The organism is Streptomyces gardneri (genome assembly GCF_006539185.1).
GTDB classification, from domain to species: Bacteria; Actinomycetota; Actinomycetes; order Streptomycetales; family Streptomycetaceae; genus Streptomyces; species Streptomyces gardneri.
The window spans coordinates 105211-122675 of record NZ_BJMN01000005.1 but is presented as its reverse complement, the minus strand read 5'-3'; the positions used below and the strand labels follow the sequence as shown (position 1 = coordinate 122675).

Below are 17465 nucleotides of genomic sequence, written 5' to 3'. Positions count from 1 at the left end.
AGGTGACTGGCGATTGCGCCGAGATGCGTCGCGATTCGTTGTAGACGACAGGAAGAACCGCCTACCGTGGCGCACATGCAGTCCTACACCATCGGGCAGGCGGCCCGTCTCCTGGGCGTCAGCCCCGACACGGCCCGCCGCTGGGCCGACGCGGGCCGGGTCGCGACCCACCGCGACGAGAGCGGCCGGCGGCTCATCGACGGCCGCGACCTCGCCGCCTTCTCGATCGAGATCGCCCAGAGCGGCGTCGGCGAGGACGACGACTCCTCCACCACCTCCGCCCGGAACGCCTTCCCGGGGATCGTGACCGCCGTCAAGCTCGGCGACGTCGCCGCACAGGTCGAGATCCAGGCGGGCCCGCACCGGCTGGTGTCCCTCCTCACCCGCGAGGCGGTCGAGGAGCTGGGCCTCGAGGTCGGCATGCGGGCCACCGCCCGGGTGAAGTCGACCAGCGTCCACATCGACCGCGCCTGATCCACGGTTTCCGGGGACGGACAGCCCCCTCTCCACTCGCTCCCAGGGAACACCGATGAAACGACTCCGCGTCCGCCGCTCCGGCAACGGCCCGCGCACGCCCGTCGTCCTCGCCGTCCCCGCGCTGCTCGCGGTGGCGTTCCTGGTCCTGCCCCTCGTCGGCGTCCTGGCCCGTACCGACTGGACCTCCTTCGCCGAGCACCTCACGCAACCCGGCACCGTCCAGGCCCTGAAGCTGTCGCTGCTCGTCTCCTTCTGGGCGCTCGGTCTGTCGCTGCTGCTCGGCGTCCCGCTGGCCTGGCTCCTCGCGCGGGTGCCGTTCCGCGGCAAGGCGCTCGTCCGCTCCCTCGTCCTGCTGCCCATGGTGCTGCCGCCGACCGTCGGCGGTGTGGCGCTGCTGCTCGCGTTCGGTCGGCGCGGACTCCTCGGGCCCTGGCTGGAGTCCACGTTCGGCATCACGCTCCCCTTCCACACCTCGGGCGCGATCGTCGCCGCGACCTTCGTGGCGATGCCGTTCCTCGTCATCAGCCTGGAGGGCGCGCTCGGGGGACTGCGCCCCCGCTACGAGGAGACGGCGGCGTCCCTCGGCGCCTCGCCGGTACGGGTCTTCTTCACCGTCACCCTGCCGATGGTCGCCCCGGGGCTCCTCGCGGGCGCCGCGCTCACCTGGGCGCGGGCGCTGGGCGAGTTCGGCGCCACCATCACCTTCGCCGGGAACCTGCCCGGCACCACCCAGACCCTGCCGCTCCAGGTGTACCTGCTGCTCCAGGAGGAGCCGGAAGCCGCGACCTCCGTCTCGCTGCTGCTGCTCGCCATCGCCATGGCCGTACTCGTCGCCCTGCGCGGTCGCTGGACGGGAACGCCCGCGTCGCCCCGGCGGCCCGCGCCCGCCCCCGAGCCGGAGCCCGCGCCCGAGCCGCTGCCGGGGCCGGACTCCTCCCCCGAGGCGGCGGGGGCTGCGCTCCCCGACGGGGAAGCGGACGGCGGGCGCTGGGCGCTGCGGGCCGAGGTCGGCGGCTTCACCGAACTGGCGCTGGACGCCGACCCCGGCACCACCATCGCCGTCGTCGGTCCCAACGGCGCCGGAAAGACGACGCTCCTGCGGGCCCTCCTCGGCCTCACCCCCCGCGCCCACGCCACGCTGCGGCTCGGCGACGCCGACGTCACCGAGCTGCCCCCGCACCGGCGGCGGGTCGCGTGGGTGCCGCAGGACGGTGCGCTGTTCCCGCACCTGTCCGCGCTCTCGAACACCGCGTACGGCCTGCGGGCCCACGGCGTTCCGCGCGCCGAGGCGCGGCGGGCCGCACAGACCTGGCTCGACCGGCTCGGCGTGGGGCGGCTGTCGCACCGCCGTCCCGCGCAGCTCTCCGGCGGCCAGGCCCAACGGGTCGCCCTGGCCCGCGCCCTGGCCACCCGGCCCCGGCTGCTGCTCCTCGACGAGCCGCTCGCCGCGCTCGACCAGACCACCCGGGCCCATGTGCGGCACACCCTGCGCAGCCATCTCGCGGGGTTCGGCGGTGTCTGTCTGATCGTCACCCACGACCCTGTGGAGGCCGTCTCCCTCGCCGACCGGGTCCTCGTCCTGGAGGACGGACGCACCCTCCAGGACGCCTCCCCCGGCGAGGTGTCGCGCCACCCACGGTCGCCGTGGGTCGCCCGGATGCTGGGCAGCAACGCATGGCCGGGTGCCGCATCCGCCGAGGGGCTCGCGCTCGACGGGGGCGGCGCCCTGGTCGCCGCCGAGCCGCCGCCGCCCGGCACGCGGGCGCTGGCGATCATCGCGCCCGAGGCGGTGGCGGTGCACCGGGAGAAGCCGGGCGGCAGTCCCCGTAACGTCTGGCCCGGAACCGTACGGGAGATCACCGCGAGCGGCAGTCGGCTGCGAGTCCTGGTGACCTCCGACCGGGCCCCCGACCTCGTCGCCGAGATCACGCCGCAGGCGGCGGCCGAGCTGGGGCTCGCGGACGGGGTGTCCGTCTGGACCGGGGTCAAGGCGACCGAGGTGACCGTCGTGACGCTCTGACCGGCGGCGACCCGGGGGCTGCCGGGACTGCCGGGGCGGCGGCACCGTGTGCGGCCCGAAGGCCGACGGCTTCGGTCCGTGGTCCGTGGTCCGTGTACGGACCCCAGGCCCTCAGTCCGTGGTCCACATACGGGCCATGAGGATCGCGACGTCGTCCTGCGCCGGTCCGGAAAGGAGCCGGGCGAGTACCTCGTCGCACAGGGTGTCCAGCGGCCGGTCCAGGTCCCGGAGCGCGCGGGCGAGCTGGCTCATCCCCTGGTCGAGGTCCCGGTCGCGGGCCTCGATGAGGCCGTCCGTGTAGAGCACGAGCAGGCCGCCCTCGGGCAGGGTGACCTCCTCCGTACCGAAGTCGTGGGCTCCGGTGCCCAGCGGGGTGCCGGGCGGGCCTTCGAGGAAGGTGATGGTGCCGTCCGGGGTGGCGAGCGCCGGGGGCGGGTGCCCGGCGCGCGCGATGACCCAGCTTCCGGTCGCCGGGTCGTGGACCGCGTAGACGCAGGTGGCCATCTCGTCCTCGCCGAGGTCGGCCACGACGGCGTCGAGCGAGCTGAGCATCCGGGCCGGGGGGATGTCGTGGCGGGCCAGGGTCCGTACGGCGGTGCGCAGTTGGCCCATGACGGCGGCCGCGTGGATGCCGTGGCCCATGACGTCGCCGATGACCAGGCCCGTCCTGCCGCCGGGGAGGGCGATGACGTCGAACCAGTCGCCACCGACGTCATGGGCGCTCGCGGGGAGGTAGCGGCCGGTGAGTTCGAGTCCGGTGACGGCGGGCAGCGCGCTGTTGGTGAGGCTGCGCTGGAGGGTGATCGCCGCCTCCCGCTGGGTGGTGTAGAGGCGGGCGTTGTCGATGTTGAGGGCGGCGCGGGCGACGACCTCGTCGATGAGGACGCAGTCCTGCGCGTCGAAGGGCTCACGGGTCCGCAGCCGCGTCACGGTGACCGCGCCGAGCACCTTGCCCCGGGCCACGAGGGGGACGAGGCGCGCCGAGCCGATGCGGGTCGCGAAGTAGGTGCGGAGCGCCTCGGTGCGCGGGTCGGTGAAGAGCGCCGGCAGGTCGGTGGTGTAGAGGTTCGTGGGTCTCCCGCCGGCGACGACCCGCTCGTACACGGAGTCCAGCGGGAGCTGGAAGGTCTGGCCGGCGGCGAGCACGGAGGTGGGGGCGGTCGGGTCGGGGAAGCCTGCGGCGAGGCGGCGCAGCACTCCGCGCGTGGAGGCGGCCGGGTCGTCCGGTTCGAGGACCGACTCCAGCATCTGTACGTCGGCGGAGTCGGCGAGCTGGGGCACGAGGAAGCGCACCACCTCCTCGGCCGTCTCCCCCAGGTCGAGGGTCGTGCCGATCCGCGCGCCGGCCTCGGCGAGCAGGGCGAAGCGGTGCCGGGCCCGCTCGACCTCGATGTGCGCCTCCTGGCTCTCGGTGATGTCGACGAGGGAGGCGATGAGGCCGAGGGGCTCCTCGGCACGGTCGCTGAGGGGTGCGTACGAGCAGGACCAGATGTGGTCGCGGCCCGGGTCGGCGGGGGTGCGGCCGACCCTGCGGGCGTCCACGACGGCGGTTCCGCTGTCGAGGACCTGGCGCATCAGGGATTCGAGCGCGGTGGCGTTGACGCCGGGGACGACCTCGGTGAGGCGGCGGCCGACATGGGCGGCGGCGGAGACGCCGTTCATCCGGGCGAGGGCGTCGTTGATGCGGAGGAAGCGCAGGTCGGGGCCGAGGAGGGCGAGTCCGATGGGCGACTGGGTGAAGAGGCTCTCCATCGCCGCGAGGTTCTCCCGCATGCGCAGGACCTCGGAGGTCTCCACCGCGATGAGCATGGCTCCGGGACGCCCCTGCGGGTCGGCGGCGGGCACGATCCACATCTCCATGGCGATGGTGTGGCCGTCCCGGTGGCGGACGGGCAGCGTGCCGACCATGGTCTCGCCCGACTGGACGCGCTCGGTGAGCTTGTCGGCGAGCTCTCGGTTGGCGTCGGGGACGAGGAGCGGTGTGGCGAGACGCCCGAGCGCGTGCTCGGGCCGATGGCCGAGAAGGTCCTGGGCGGCGAGGGACCACTCGACGATGCGGCCCTCGGCGTCCTCCCGCCAGAGTGCGATGGGCAGCAGCTCCCGGAGCACGCCCGCGTCCCCGACCGCCGCCCTGGGCGGCTTCGGAACCCTGCTCGACGACTGATGAGTCTCCAACGCATCGACCTACGCATCGGCCTGGCCCCAAAGGGCTCAATCCCTACCGAATCACCCTAGCGGAGTCGTTGACGGCGGGCTCTGCGCAGTGCGTCCGTCCGATTCCGGGCCCCGCGCCGGGAGGGGGTCGGAGGTGAGGGAGCACGGGCGGCGGGCGGCAGGCGGCAGGCGGCAGGCGGCAGGCGGCAGGCGGACCGTTCCGCTGTTCTTCCGTAGTTCTACGGATGTGCGGGCGAGCGGCCGTCTGCGAGAGTCGTAGCGACCTCCATGTACGCGCATCCACCGGCGCCGCCGTTCCGCCCTCCCGTTCCCGGAGTACCCCGCATGACCAGCCGCCCGCCCGACGCGCGTCCGTACGACCGGGGGCCCGGCGGCGGGCCGGAGGACCCGCACACCCTGCTCGACCGGGCCCGGCGGCTTTCCGCCGTCGGCGGGCACCCGGCGGCCGGCGGGGCCTGGGAGCGGGCCGCGAAGGCCCTGCGGCGGGTCGGAGGGGCCATCACGCCCAGGGACCACGCCGACGCGCTGGACGCGACCGCCCTCGACTGCCGGGGCGGGGCGCGGCCCGCCGCCGAAACCCTCTTCTCGCGCGCCGCCGACCTGCACGAACGGTCCGGTCTGCTCGGCAAGGCGCTGATCTCGCGTGCCCGGGCGCTCGCCACCGGACCCGAACCGGGAGCGACGGCCTGCGCCGGGCTCGCGGAGCTCTGCGAGCGGGCCGCCGCCCTGCACGCGGCCGGCCGGGCGACCGTCGCCCAGACCGCGACGGTCCTCCTGCTGCGCTCCCGGACCCGCGCCGACCTCCTCGACACCGCGGCCGACCCGGAGGCGGAGGCCGCCGCCCTGCGCGAGGAGCTCGCCCGGCTCGTCGCCTTCGCCGTGCCGCACCGCGCGGACCCCACGGTCCTCGGCCCCCTCGCCGACTCCCGCGCGCTCCTCGGGCGGGTCACCGCGCCCGAGGACCCGGCCGCGGCCCTCGCCCACCTGCGGGCGGCCGTCGCGGACCACGCCGCCTCGGGGCGGCCCTGGCCCCCCACGGAGACCGAGCTGCTGCTCGCCGGGGTTCTCAGGACCACCGGGGCGCACGCGGAGGCGGCGACCGTGCTGCGTGCCGCCGTCGGCTCCGGCGAGGAGAACGCCCTGCTCAGGACCGCCGACGGGGCTCGCCTCCGCCTCGCGCTCGCGCGGACGCTGGAGGGAGGCGAGGGGCTGGAGCCGTTCGACGGGCACGAGGGGCCCGGTCGGCCTGCTTCTCCGCGCGGCGAGGAGGTGGTGGCGCTCCTCACCGAGGCCGTCCGGCTGTCCGACCGCTCCGGCGAGGACCCGCTCCTCGGTGTCCTCGCCCGGCTGCGGCTCGGCTCGGCCCACGCGGTGCGCGGCCGGTGGCAGGAGGCCGCGACCGTCCTGGGGGAGGTCCTGGCCGGGCCGGCGCGGGACGGGGACGAGGCGGCCCGCCTACGGGCCAGGGCCTGGCTCGCCTTCTGCGCGCTGCGCCGGGGCGAACCCGAGCGGGCCGCACGGCAGTACGCGCTCGCGGCGGCCGAGGCCCGGCTCCGGGCCGACCTCCAGCACGGCGCGGCCCTGAGCCACCGTGCCGCGCACGCCCTCGGTACGGCCGGGGCGCCCGAGAAGGCGGCCCGGGCCTACGAACGCGCCGCCGACCTGTGGCGGTCCGCCGGCGACCACGGAGCGGCGGCCCGTTCCCTGCGTGCGCGGGCCCGGCAGGTCCGGACGGCCTGGGGCGCCGCCAGGGCCGAAGTGGTCCTGGAGGAGGCCCTCCGAGAGGCCCAGCGCGGCCTGCGCGGCACTCCGGAGCCGGCGGAGCGCGACCGGCTGCGCGCCGAACTCGTGCTGATCCGCGAGGAACTGACGGAGCTCCTCGGCCCCGGCGCCGCCTATCCTGCTGCCGTCGGTCCCGCTGCCGTCGGCTCCGGCTCCACGGGTCCCGGCCCGTGTCCCGGGCCGTGTCCCGATCCGTGGTCGCCGCCGGATCCGTACGAGGCGTCGGGGCGCTATCAGGTGAACGTGTACGGCGACGTGGGCGGGGGCCGCCCGTCGGCCGCCGCCACGCCGAGGACCCGAATACAGGGGTGTGTGTGAGCAGAGTGATCGACGGCCGCTTCGAGCTCGTGGAGCGGCTGGGTGGCGGCGGCATGGGAACCGTCTGGCGCGCCCGCGACCTGGCGCTCCACCGTGACGTGGCGCTCAAGGAGGTACGCCCGCCGGACCCGGCGCTGGCCGAGTACGACGTCGAGGGCGCCCGGACGCTGCGGGCCCGGGTGCTCCGCGAGGCCCGGGCGCTGGCCCGGGTCGACCATCCGGGCGTCGTGACGATCCACCACATCGTCGACGCGGGCGAGGGAACGTACCCCTGGCTCGTCATGGAACTGGTCACCGGCGGCTCGCTCCAGGACCGCCTCGACCGGGGCCCGATGACGCCCGCCGAGGCCGCCGTGCTCGGACGCCGTCTGCTCGCCGCGCTGACGGCCGCCCACGAGCGGGACATCGAGCACCGCGACGTGAAGCCCGCCAACGTCCTGCTGCGTCCCGACGGGCGGCCCGTCCTCACCGACTTCGGCATCGCCGCGATCCGCGAGTCCACCGTCCTCACGGCCTCGGGTTCGATCATCGGCTCGCCCGACTACATGGCGCCCGAGCGGATCCGCGGCGGTTCGAGCGGCCCCGCCGCCGATCTGTGGTCGCTGGGCATGCTGCTGTACGTGGCGGTGGAAGGCCACCACCCGCTGCGCCGGGAGAACACCCTGGCGACGCTGGCCGCCGTGCTCTCCGACGACGTGCCACCGCCCGTGCGGGCCGGCGGACTCACCGGCATCCTGACCCGGCTGCTGGTACGGGATCCGTCCGTCCGCCCGGACACGGCGGAACTCGACCGCGCCCTGGCCGCCGCGGCGGCCGACGGGGAGGGAACTACCCGGGAGGGAACCGCCGGGGAAGAGTCCGCCGGGAAGGAGTCCGCGACCTCGTTCCGGCTCGCGCCTCCCCCGGTTCCCGTACTCCCGGCGCCTCCCTCGGCTTCCGCGACTTCCTCGGCTTCCGCGTCCGACCGTCCCGAGCCGGCGCCTTCCGCGCCCGAAAAGACGTCTGCGCCCGAGAAGACGTCCGCGCCCGAGACGCCCGAGCCCGTGCCCGTCACCTCCGACGCGGCGAGCGGGGCGGAGCCGACCACCTCGGCGGGGCTCGCCGGGGGCGGGCGCCGGCGGGGGCGCGCCGGACGGTTCCTCGGTGGCGCCCTCGTCGTGGTCCTCGCCGTCGGGATCCCCGTCGGCGCCACGGCCTGGGACTGGCGGCCCGGCGAAGCGGGCAGCGGCCCGAGCAGCGCACCGCCCTCGCAGCAAGGCCCCACGGCACAGCGCCCCGGTACGTCGTCGGCGCCGGAGAAGACCTCGGCTCCGAAGGAGCCGAACCTGCTCACACCGGCCGGAATCAGGGCCGCGATCGCCGCGGTGCACGCCGCCACGGACGGCGCGAAGGTGACCGGCTTCGTCGTCTACCCGGACTACGCCGTCGCCGAGTCGCTGGTCAAGGGCAGCACGAAGCGCTACGACCGGTACGTCTACCGGGGCGAGGACGTGGCGGTCCGCGAGGGCCCGGGCGGCACCGCCTTCCCCGGCACGGTCCCGGCCGACCTGGACGCCTTCGACTGGGACACCCTGCCCGCGCTCCTGAAGCGGGCCGACAAGGAACTGGGCGTCGACCGGCCCACCAGCCGGTACCTCGTCCTCACCCCGGGCTCGACGCTGCTCGGGAGCGGGGCGGGCTTCACCGTCTACCTCTCCGACACGTACGGCGTCGGCTACCTCAAAGCCGACGCGAAGGGCCGCGTGACCTCCACCTATCCGCGCGAGAACTGACCTTCGCCCACCCCGGTCCTGACGACCAGGGAGGCGAGGCCCGCCCGGGTCTCCACACCCGTCTTCCGGTAGACCCGGGCGACATGGCTCTCGACCGTGCGGGGGCTCAGGCAGAGCCGGTCGGCCACCGCCTGGTTGGTCAGTCCTTCGGCCACGAGGACCGATATCTCGCGCTCGCGCGGGGTGAGCACCGAGAGCCGGCCGTCGGGCGCGCCACCGTCCGGAGGCGCCGGTCTGGTCCGGTCGGCCAGGTCGACCAGCATGCGGGCGCCGCCGTCGGCCGCCAGGCGGCGGCCCCTGCGCCAGAGGGCGGCGGCCCGTGCGCCGTCGCCCGCGGCCTGTACGTGTGGGGCGGCGAGGAGCAGGCTGTGGGCCTCGCGCAGCCCGGCTCCCGAACCGGCGCTCTCCCGCGCGGCCTCGGTGAACGCCTCGGCTGCGGCGGCCGATTCGCCCCGGTGGGCCAGCACCCGCCCCCACGCGCGCCGGGCGGCCCCGCGTTGGACGGGAAGGCCGAGCCGAGCCGCCTCCGCGAGAGCCCGCCGGGCCACGCGCTCGGCCTCCGGGAGGTCTCCGGCCGCGAGGGCCGCCCCGGCGAGGAGTTCGAGATAGCCCGGGCGCAGGGAGGGCTGGAGCCGGGACAGGTCCCGGTCGCCGCCCGCCCGCAGGAGCGCCCCGCGCACCCGGTGCGGGTCCTGGTCGAGCGGGACGCTGTGGGCGAGCATGCAGCGGGCCTGCGTGGCCCACCAGCTCTGGGCGGTGCCCACGGTGGCCGCGGCCTCCTCCGCGGCGGCCAGTCCCTCGGGGGCGCCGAGCGGCAGGGCGTGGAGGAGGACGGTGGCGCGGATCGCCCGGCTGAAGCCGAGGAGTTCGGTGCCGCCGAGGGGGCGGGCGACGGTGAGGGACTCCTCGGCCAGGTCGAGCGCGGCAGCGACGTTGCCCGTGAGGAAGTGGACGTACGCCGAACAGAGGAGGAGCTGGGAGAGCGCGAAGGGCCGTCCGGCGCGGCGGGCGACCACGATGCCCCGCGCGGTGTGGCGCTCGGCCGCTCCGTACTCCTCCAGGAAGGCCTCGGTCCAGCCCAGGCGCACCAGCGACTCGACGTGGTCGGCGAGGCGGCCGTCCGTGAAGGTGTCGGTGAGGGCCGCGGCCTCCTTCGCGCGGGCGCGGGCGATGACGGTCTCGCCCTCGTACGCCTCGCCGAGCGCGGAGAGCGTGAGGGCCTCCGCCGTGCCGGCCTCGTCGCGGCGGCGGCGCGCCTCGTCGAGTGCCCGGGCGACCTCCTCGCGGACCTCGGGGTAGCGGGTGGCGAAGAGGGCCCTGGCGCCCCACTCGACGACGAGTCCGGTCCGCAGGCCGTCCCTGGGGCCTGGGCTGCGCTCCAGTTCGCGGCGGAGCAGCGCGTCCGCCTCGGGGTAGCGGCCGAGGTGCCGTTCCATGAACGCGCAGAGGAGGACGGCGGAGGTCCGGATCCCGGCCGTGTGCTCGCTTCCCGCACCGCGCGTGGTGTCGTCCGGGCCGTCGGGGTCCTCGGGGTCCTCGATGTATTCCGTACGTCCCGGGTCCGGGCGGCAGGTGTCGATGAGGTGGTGGAGGACGTCACGGCTCTCCGCGACGCGTCCCGCCGCGCCGAGGGCCTGGGCCCGCCGGAGCGTCAGCTCGTGTCGACCCGCGTGGTGTTCGGGGGTGTCGGGGAGGTGGTCGAGGGCGGCCTGGAGCCAGTGGGCGGCGCGGGCGGGGTCCACGGTCCCGGTCCGCTCGGCGGCCTCGACGAGCACGGCCGCCGTCTCGGCGTCCGGGCCGGCCGCCGCGCCGACCAGGTGCGGGGCCCGGGCGGTCGCGGGCGCGCCGGCCCGGGCGAGCGCGGCCGCCGCCCGCCGGTGCAGCTCGCGGCGGCGCCACGGATCGAGCGCGCCGCGGACCAGTTCCGGGAGGGCCGGGTGGCGCGGGCCGAGCGTACGGCCGTCCTGGTCGGGCCGGACGAGGTCGCGGCCGGCCAGCGCGCGCAGGGCGGCGTCGATCGCTTCCTGGCCGTCGCCGGGTGCACCGCCTCGCCGATCGATGGCGACGGCCGTGACCAGTTCGGAGGTGACACGGCCGCCGAGCACGGCCGCCGCCTCGACGACCGCCCGCTCCGTCGGGCCGAGCGGTGTCAGTTCGTCGAGGAGGACCGCCACCGGTCCGGTGCCGGGCGCCTCGTCGCGCCGGTGACGGGTGTGGGCGAGGGCCCGGAAGTAGAGCGGGTTGCCGCCGCTGGCCGCGTAGAGCTCCTGGACCGCTTCGGGCGGCACCCCGGGGGCGAGGCCCCCGGCGCAGTCCTCCGGCTCCAGCGGGCCGAGGTCCAGCCCCGCGAGGGCGCCGGAGTCGACCGCCCTGGCGAGGGAGGAGGCGAGGGCGGGCGGGGTCTGTCGCTCGCGGCGGGCCGTGACGACCAGGACGGGTGCGTGCGGCGGGTGCCGGAGGAGGTGGTCGAGGAGGGCGGCGGTCGCCGGGTCCGCCCGGTGGAGGTCGTCGAGGAGGAGGACGAGCCCGGGCGCCGGAACACGCCCCAGCGCGGCGCCGATCCGCCGTACGAGTGCGCCGTGTCCCTGCTGCGCCTCCCAGCCGTTCGCCTCTTCGACGAGCCTGGCCAGTTCGGCCAGGGCCGGGACGGCGGCCCGTTTCCCGTGGTCGAGGTCGGCGCACGCGTCCAGGACGGCCTGGAAGGGTGTGCCGCCGTCCCCTTCGGCGGTTCCGGCCCGGCCGCGCAGGACGGTCGCTCCGCGGCGCCTGGCCCGTACCGCGAACTCGGTCAGGAGCCGGGTCTTGCCGATGCCGGGCTCGCCCGTGACGTCCACGGCCACCGGGCCGACGGCCTCTGCGCGGCAGCCCAGCAGCCCGTCCAGCCGGTCCAGTTCCCGGGCTCGCCCGACGAGGGGCGCGCGGTCGGCGCACCCCCGGTCCGCGAAAGTGTCCACGTACAGTCCCCTCGTGCGGTCACGCCGTCGTACGGTCGTGCCGCCGTGCGGTCGTGCTTCTTCCCCGCTCTCAGTTGTACGGCACGTCACCGACAGGCCCGTCGGCCGGAGGCCCCGAGTGGTGGTCGTCAGCCGAGGGCGAGGGATTTGAAGGCGCGGGTCTGCTCCGTGACGGCCCGCTCCGTGGGCAGCCGCTCGATCGACGAGGCCCCGAAGAAGCCGACGACGCCGGTGGTGTGCTCCAGGACGTACCGCGCGTCCTCCGGCTCCGCGATGGGGCCGCCGTGGCAGAGGACGAGGATGTCGGGGTTCACTCGTCTGGCCGCGTCGTGCATCTCCTGGACCGCCGCCGCGGCCTGGTCGAGGGTCATGGCCGTGCCCGCGCCGATGGCGCCCTTGGTGGTGAGCCCGACGTGGGGTACGAGGACGTCGGCGCCCGCCGCCGCCATGTCGGCGGCCTGCTCCGGGTCGAAGACGTACGGGGCGGTGAGCAGGTCCCGCTCGTGGGCGGCCCGGACCATGTCGACCTCCAGGCCGTACCCCATGCCGGTCTCCTCCAGGTTGACGCGGAAGGTGCCGTCGTAGAGGCCGACCGTGGGGAAGTTCTGCACGCCCGCGAAGCCCATGGCCTTCAGCTCGTCCAGGAAGAGGTCCATGCGGCGGAACGGGTCGGTGCCGCAGACCCCGGCGAGGACGGGCGTCTCGCGGACCACGGGCAGCACCTCGCGGGCCATGTCCTGGACGATCGCGTTGGCGTCCCCGTACGGCAGGAGTCCGGCGAGCGAACCTCGGCCCGCCATCCGGTAGCGGCCCGAGTTGTAGATGATCAGCAGGTCGACCCCGCCGGCCTCGGCGCACTTGGCGGAGAGACCGGTGCCCGCCCCGGCGCCGACGATCGGCCGGCCGGCGGAGACCTGGGCGCGCAGCCGGGCGAGGACGTCCTGGCGGCTGACGGTGGATCGGGTGTTCACGGTCGTGACTCCTCGAAGGGTGGGTGTCCGGTCGGCGGCTCGGTCACCGGGCCGTTCAGTGGCCCGGTCGGCGGCTCCGTCAGCGGGCCGGTCAGTGGCCCGGTCCGCGGGTGCCGTCGGCGATGAGCCGGTGGAGGCGGTCGGCCATCGCGACCGCGAAGGAGGCGTCGTTGACGTGCGCGTCGAGCTCGTGGACGCGGACCTCGCCGCCCCGGACGGCCGCGCGCAGGGCGTCGAGACCGGCACGGTCGGCCTCGGGGTCGTCGAAGGGGCCGCCGGTCGTGTCCACGGCGGAGATGCCGCGCAGGGGCCAGAAGACCTCGGCGGGGCCTCGTGCGGCGCGGAGCTTGCGGCCCATCGTGGTGCCGAGCTCGGCCATCTCGCCGGCGGTGGTGCGCATGAGGGTCACGGTCGCGTTGTGGATGAGCAGCCGGCGCCCGGTGAACTGTTCCGGCACGGTCGCGGACGGGCCGAAGTTGACCATGTCGAGGGCGCCGGGGGCGACGACCTGTGGGATGCCCATGGCTCCGGCGGCGGTGAGCCGGGCGGGGCCCGCGCTGAGCACGCCGCCGACCAGCTCGTCGGCGAGTTCGGTCGTCGTCAGGTCCAGTACGCCGTCGAGGACGCCGTCCCTCGCGAGCTTCTCGACGGCCCGGCCGCCCGCGCCGGTGGCGTGGAAGACGAGGACCTCGTAGCCCAGTTCGGCGAGCCGGGCGCGGGCCGCGTCGACGGCGGGGGTGGTCACTCCGAACATGGTCGCCGCGACGACCGGGCGCCCCCGGCCGGCCTGCTCGTCGTGGTTCCGCTCGTGGCGGCGGGCCATCCCGGCGGCGGCCGCCGCGGCGTTGCCGAGGACCTGGCGGGAGACGGTGTTGAGGCCGGAGATGTCGACGACGCTGTACATCATGGTGAGGTCGCTGCTGTCGACGTACGGGGAGACGTCCCCGCCCGCCATGGTGCTGACCAGCACCTTCGGTACGCCGATGGGCAGGGCCCGCATCGCCTGGGCGGCGATCGTGGAACCGCCGCTGCCGGCCGCGGCGAGCACGGCGTGCAGCTTCCCCTTGCGGTAGAGGTCGAGGACGACGCGGGAGAGGCCCTGCGCCATCGCGGCGACGGCGGCGCCCCGGTCCCCCTCGGTCCGCAGCCTGGCCAGGTCGTGGCCGGCGGCGCGCGCGACGACGTCGGCGGGGACGTCGGGCACGGGCGCGTGCGCGGGTGGCGGAAGGACGCCGGTGTCGACGAGGAGGACGTCGCTGCCGTACTCCCTGAGCCGCTCCCGGAGCCAGGCGTACTCCTCCCCCTTCGTGTCCAGCGTCCCGACCAGCACGACGGTCGCCATGCCCACACCCTTCTCCCGGCCCCGCGTCAGGTACCGCGGTCCGGTCCCGTTCTCGTCGATCCTCCGTCGCGCGACCTGCGGCGACAACGACCACTCCGGGCGAATTGGCCTGCGTCGTGGCGCACTATGGGAGCCATGGCCAGGATTGCTTCGACCCGTTTGTCCCGTCTCCTCACCGGCTGGTCCTCGGAGGGGCCCGGGCCTCTCCCGCGCCGACTGGCGGACGCGCTGCGGGAGCTGGCCGAGCGCGGCGACGTACCGGCGGGGAGCGTGCTGCCCTCGCAGCGCGAACTGGCGCTGGTCCTGGGCGTCAGCCGGTCCACGGTCACCTCCGCCTACGGCCTCCTGGAGACGGAGGGGTGGCTGGAGAGCGTGCGCGGCAGCGGCTCGCGGCTGCGGGCCTCGGGGGCGCTCGACCGGTACGTCACCGAGGGCCGGCTCGTGAGCTTCGACGCCCGCGCGGGTACGGGGACGGCGGGTGTCGCGGACCTGTCGAGCGGGGCGCTCCCGGGACTCGACGCGGTCGGCGAGGCGGTGGGGGCGCTGACCTCCGGCGACCTCGGCGGGCTGCTGGTGGCCGACGGCTACCACCCGTACGGCATCCCGGCGTTGCGGGAGGGCATCGCCGCGTACTACCGGGCCGCGGGCGTGCCCACGGAGGCCGGGCAGATCCTGGTGACGGCGGGCTCGCAGCAGGCGGTGTGGCTGGTGGCGCAGGCGCTGGTGGAGCCGGGCGACACGGTGGTCGTGGAGGACCCGACCTACCGGGGCGCCCTGGAGGCGCTGCGGGCACGGGGCGCCCGGCTGGTGCCGGTCGGTTCGGACGGCGCCGGCGGGGGCGAGGGCTCCGGCGCGGCGGCGGTGCGGCGGCTGAGCGCCCACGGCAGGCCCCGGCTGGTGTACCTCCAGCCGACCGTGCACAACCCGACGGGCCGGACGCTGGACGGCGCGGCGCGCCGGGAGTGGCGGCGGGTCCTGGAGGACCTGGAGCTGTTCACGGTCGAGGACACGGCCTGCGCCGAACTCGCCCTCGGGGAGGGGGCGTCCGGTGCTCCGGGGCCGCTGGTCGCGGGGCTTCCCATGGCGTCGGCGGTGACCGTGGGCACGCTGTCGAAGCTCTTCTGGGGCGGTCTGCGGGTGGGTTGGGTGCGCTCCTCCCCCCAGGTGGTGGCCCGGCTCGCGAAGATCAAGACGTCGGTCGACCTGTCGTGCTCGGTCGTGGACCAGCTCGTGGCCGTCCGGCTGCTCGACCGGCTGCCCGAGGCGCGGGCCCGGCGCAGGGCAGAGCTGCGGGCCCACCGGGACACGGCCGAGGCGCTGCTGCGCTCCGGGGCTCCGCACTGGGAGTGGACCCGGCCGGCGGGCGGCGCCGCCCTCTGGGTACGCGTGCCGGGCACCGACACCGAGACCCTCGCGCAGCTGGCGCGGCGCCGTGGGGTCTCGGTCGTCCCGGGGTCGGCCTTCTCCCCGGTGGACGGCTTCCGGGACCGGCTCAGACTGCCGTACGCCCACGGGACGGCGGCCTTGGAGGCGGCCCTGCCCACTCTCCTGGAGTGCGCGCGGCGCGCGGCGGCGGGCTGACGGACACCGGCCGGCCGATGCCGGTGGGGAGAGTTCCCGTTTCGGCTGTCCAGAACTTGCCACGCGCGTCCACCGAGGGAGAGCGGGCCACGCGATTCGTTCCCGCTCGGCATGGCGTTTCTCTGTCAACTCGGCTGCCGTTGAGTGGAGTTCGAAGGGCTTGATCCGGCCAGGGAGCCGTGGCTCCGCGCGGACCGCCCACGGCGATGGATCATCGCGGGCGGCTTGATTCCACCCATCGTCACTCAAACGGACCGAATGATGCACAGGTAGTCATCTTCCCTGGTGGCACTGATCCCAGCGCCCCTCTGCACGCCCTGTTGAAGGTGATCTTCCGCAAGCACTCTGAACACCGGGAACGGCGAACGGAGAGCGGGGGGTGGCCCGGTTGGGCACAGGCGAAGGAGCCGGCGACGTGGACGTGGACGTGTGCGTGGTCGGGGCGGGCCCGGTCGGCCTGACCCTGGCCATCGGCCTGCGCCGCCTCGGGGTCCGTGTCCGGATCGTCGACAAGGCGCCCGCGACCAAGCGCGAGGCACGGGCGCTGGTGCTGTGGGCGCGGGCCAGGGAGGCGCTCGACGCCCTGGGCGTCGGCGAGACGCTCCGGCACCGCGGGGTGGAACTGGAGGCGGTGACCGTCCACGCCCGCGACCGGGCCCTCGGCGAACTCACCACCGGCTGGGCACGGTCGGCCCACGCCCGGCCCCTCAACATCGAGCAGCACGACATCGAGCGCCTCCTCTCGGAGGAGCTGGCCCGGCTCGGCACCCGGGTCGAGTGGAACACGGAGCTGACGGACGTCAAGGTCCACGACGACCGGGCCGAGTTCACCCTGCGGCACGAGAACGGCACGGTGGAGTCCGCGGTCGCCCCGTGGATCGTCGGCTGCGAGGGCACCGCCAGTGTGGTCAGGGACCGGCTGGGCATCGCCTTCGAGGGGCGCCGTCGCACGGGCCTCCAGGTCGTCCAGGGCAACGCCCACCCGACCTGGCGGCTGGGCGAAGAGCCGGGCCGGGGTCACATCTTCCTGGCTCCGCACCGCTCCCTGCTCGTCTTCCCGCTGCCCGGCGGGGGTTTCCGCTTCTTCTGCTTCCGCGACGACCCCGACCCCACGCTGACCGCCGCCCCCACCATCGGCGAACTCCGTGACCTGGTCGCGGAGACCGCCCTGATGCCCGGTCTGCGCCTGGAGGCCACCGATCATCTCTGGCTCAACCGGGCCCGCTTCAGCGACCGGGTCGCCGCTCGGCTCCGCTCGGGGCGCGGGCTGCTCGCCGGGGACGCGGCGCACGCCTGGGCGCCGGTCGGCGGCCACGGCATGAACGTCGGCATCCTCGGCGCCCACAACCTCGCCTGGAAGCTGGCCGCCGTGCACCACGGGCAGGCGGGCGAGTCGCTCCTCGACACGTACAGCGACGAACAGCGGCTCCTGGCCGTGCGGTACATCCGCGAGATGCGGTTCAACTTCATGGAGCTGCCGCTCCCGCCGCTCGGTTTCCGGGCGTTCACGGCCACCGTGCCCGCGGCCCTCGCCCGGCGCGGCTTCCAGCGCCGATTGGACCTGCGACTGAGCGACCTGAGCCGGAGCCACCGGGACAGCGCGCTGTCCCGGCACCGGCCCGGCCGCCGATACCGCGCCGGTCCGCGCGCGGGCGACCGGATGCCGGACGTCGCGCTCACCGCCGATGCCGGCATCCAAGGCGCCGCGGCCGTCCGGCTGCACACCCTGCTCGGGTACGAGCGGTGGACGCTGGTCCTGCACGCCGCTCGGGCCGGCGCGGGGGTGCTCGACGCCCTGCGGCAGGCCTGCGAGGGCTTGCCGGCCCCGGTCCGCGTCCTCCCGGTGACGCCCTGGGACACCGCCGAGGCCCGGCGCCTCGGCCACCCCGACGACCTGCGGCTCGTCCGGCCCGACGGATACGTCGGCCTGGTCGCCCCGCTGGCCCGTCCCGCTCTGCTCCGCTCCTACCTCGTGGCGCTCGCCGCCGAGGGCCGGACACCCGTCCGGCGTGCCCAGGAGCACCCGCCGCACCGTCCGCATTGATCCGCAGTGATTCGAGGGGGAGTCGGACC

General features: G+C 75.7%; 10 protein-coding genes. 6 read left to right on the top strand and 4 right to left on the bottom strand.

Annotated elements, in window-relative coordinates; genetic code table 11:
• Positions 1-75: 75 nt before the first annotated feature.
• The gene (locus SGA01_RS03030; RefSeq protein ID WP_055646479.1) at positions 76-474 is read left to right on the top strand and encodes a TOBE domain-containing protein; all 399 of its coding nucleotides are present in this window, start codon (positions 76-78) and stop codon (positions 472-474) included.
• 55 nt (positions 475-529) lie between these two features.
• Positions 530-2497, top strand: coding sequence for an ABC transporter permease (locus SGA01_RS03025; RefSeq protein WP_141293019.1), 1968 nt, complete (start codon positions 530-532; stop codon positions 2495-2497).
• Between the two features lie 111 nt (positions 2498-2608).
• Here SGA01_RS03025 and SGA01_RS03020 read toward each other — a convergent pair whose 3' ends face one another.
• Positions 2609-4606 carry a SpoIIE family protein phosphatase gene (locus tag SGA01_RS03020; protein WP_308699032.1) on the bottom strand — a complete coding sequence of 666 codons (1998 nt, stop codon included), beginning with the start codon at positions 4604-4606 and terminating at the stop codon, positions 2609-2611.
• 390 nt (positions 4607-4996) lie between these two features.
• On the opposite strand from SGA01_RS03020, the gene SGA01_RS40830 reads away from it, so the two are divergent.
• Positions 4997-6772, top strand: coding sequence for a hypothetical protein (locus tag SGA01_RS40830; RefSeq protein WP_167533990.1), 1776 nt, complete (start codon positions 4997-4999; stop codon positions 6770-6772).
• Positions 6773-6825: 53 nt separating this feature from the next.
• Positions 6826-8544, top strand: a complete 1719-nt coding sequence (locus SGA01_RS03010) for a serine/threonine-protein kinase (RefSeq protein WP_229917959.1) — start codon at positions 6826-6828, stop codon at positions 8542-8544.
• Here the strand turns inward: SGA01_RS03010 and SGA01_RS03005 are convergent.
• From SGA01_RS03005 to SGA01_RS02995, 3 genes are all read right to left on the bottom strand, one after another.
• Entirely contained in the window at positions 8526-11498 is a 2973-nt protein-coding gene (locus tag SGA01_RS03005) for an AAA family ATPase (RefSeq protein WP_141293015.1), read from the bottom strand. The two genes, SGA01_RS03010 and SGA01_RS03005, sit on opposite strands and share 19 nt — an antisense overlap.
• A gap of 128 nt (positions 11499-11626) precedes the next feature.
• A complete protein-coding gene (locus SGA01_RS03000; RefSeq protein WP_141293013.1) occupies positions 11627-12469 on the bottom strand; it encodes a phosphoenolpyruvate hydrolase family protein in 843 nt (280 codons plus the stop codon).
• Positions 12470-12560: 91 nt separating this feature from the next.
• Positions 12561-13811, bottom strand: coding sequence for a Tm-1-like ATP-binding domain-containing protein (locus tag SGA01_RS02995; protein ID WP_141293011.1), 1251 nt, complete (start codon positions 13809-13811; stop codon positions 12561-12563).
• 135 nt (positions 13812-13946) lie between these two features.
• Here SGA01_RS02995 and SGA01_RS02990 point away from each other — a divergent pair, with 135 nt between their 5' ends.
• Positions 13947-15392, top strand: coding sequence for an aminotransferase-like domain-containing protein (locus SGA01_RS02990; protein WP_167533989.1), 1446 nt, complete (start codon positions 13947-13949; stop codon positions 15390-15392).
• 415 nt (positions 15393-15807) lie between these two features.
• Positions 15808-17436, top strand: coding sequence for an FAD-dependent monooxygenase (locus SGA01_RS02985; protein ID WP_167533988.1), 1629 nt, complete (start codon positions 15808-15810; stop codon positions 17434-17436).
• The last annotated feature ends 29 nt before the right edge of the window (positions 17437-17465 follow it).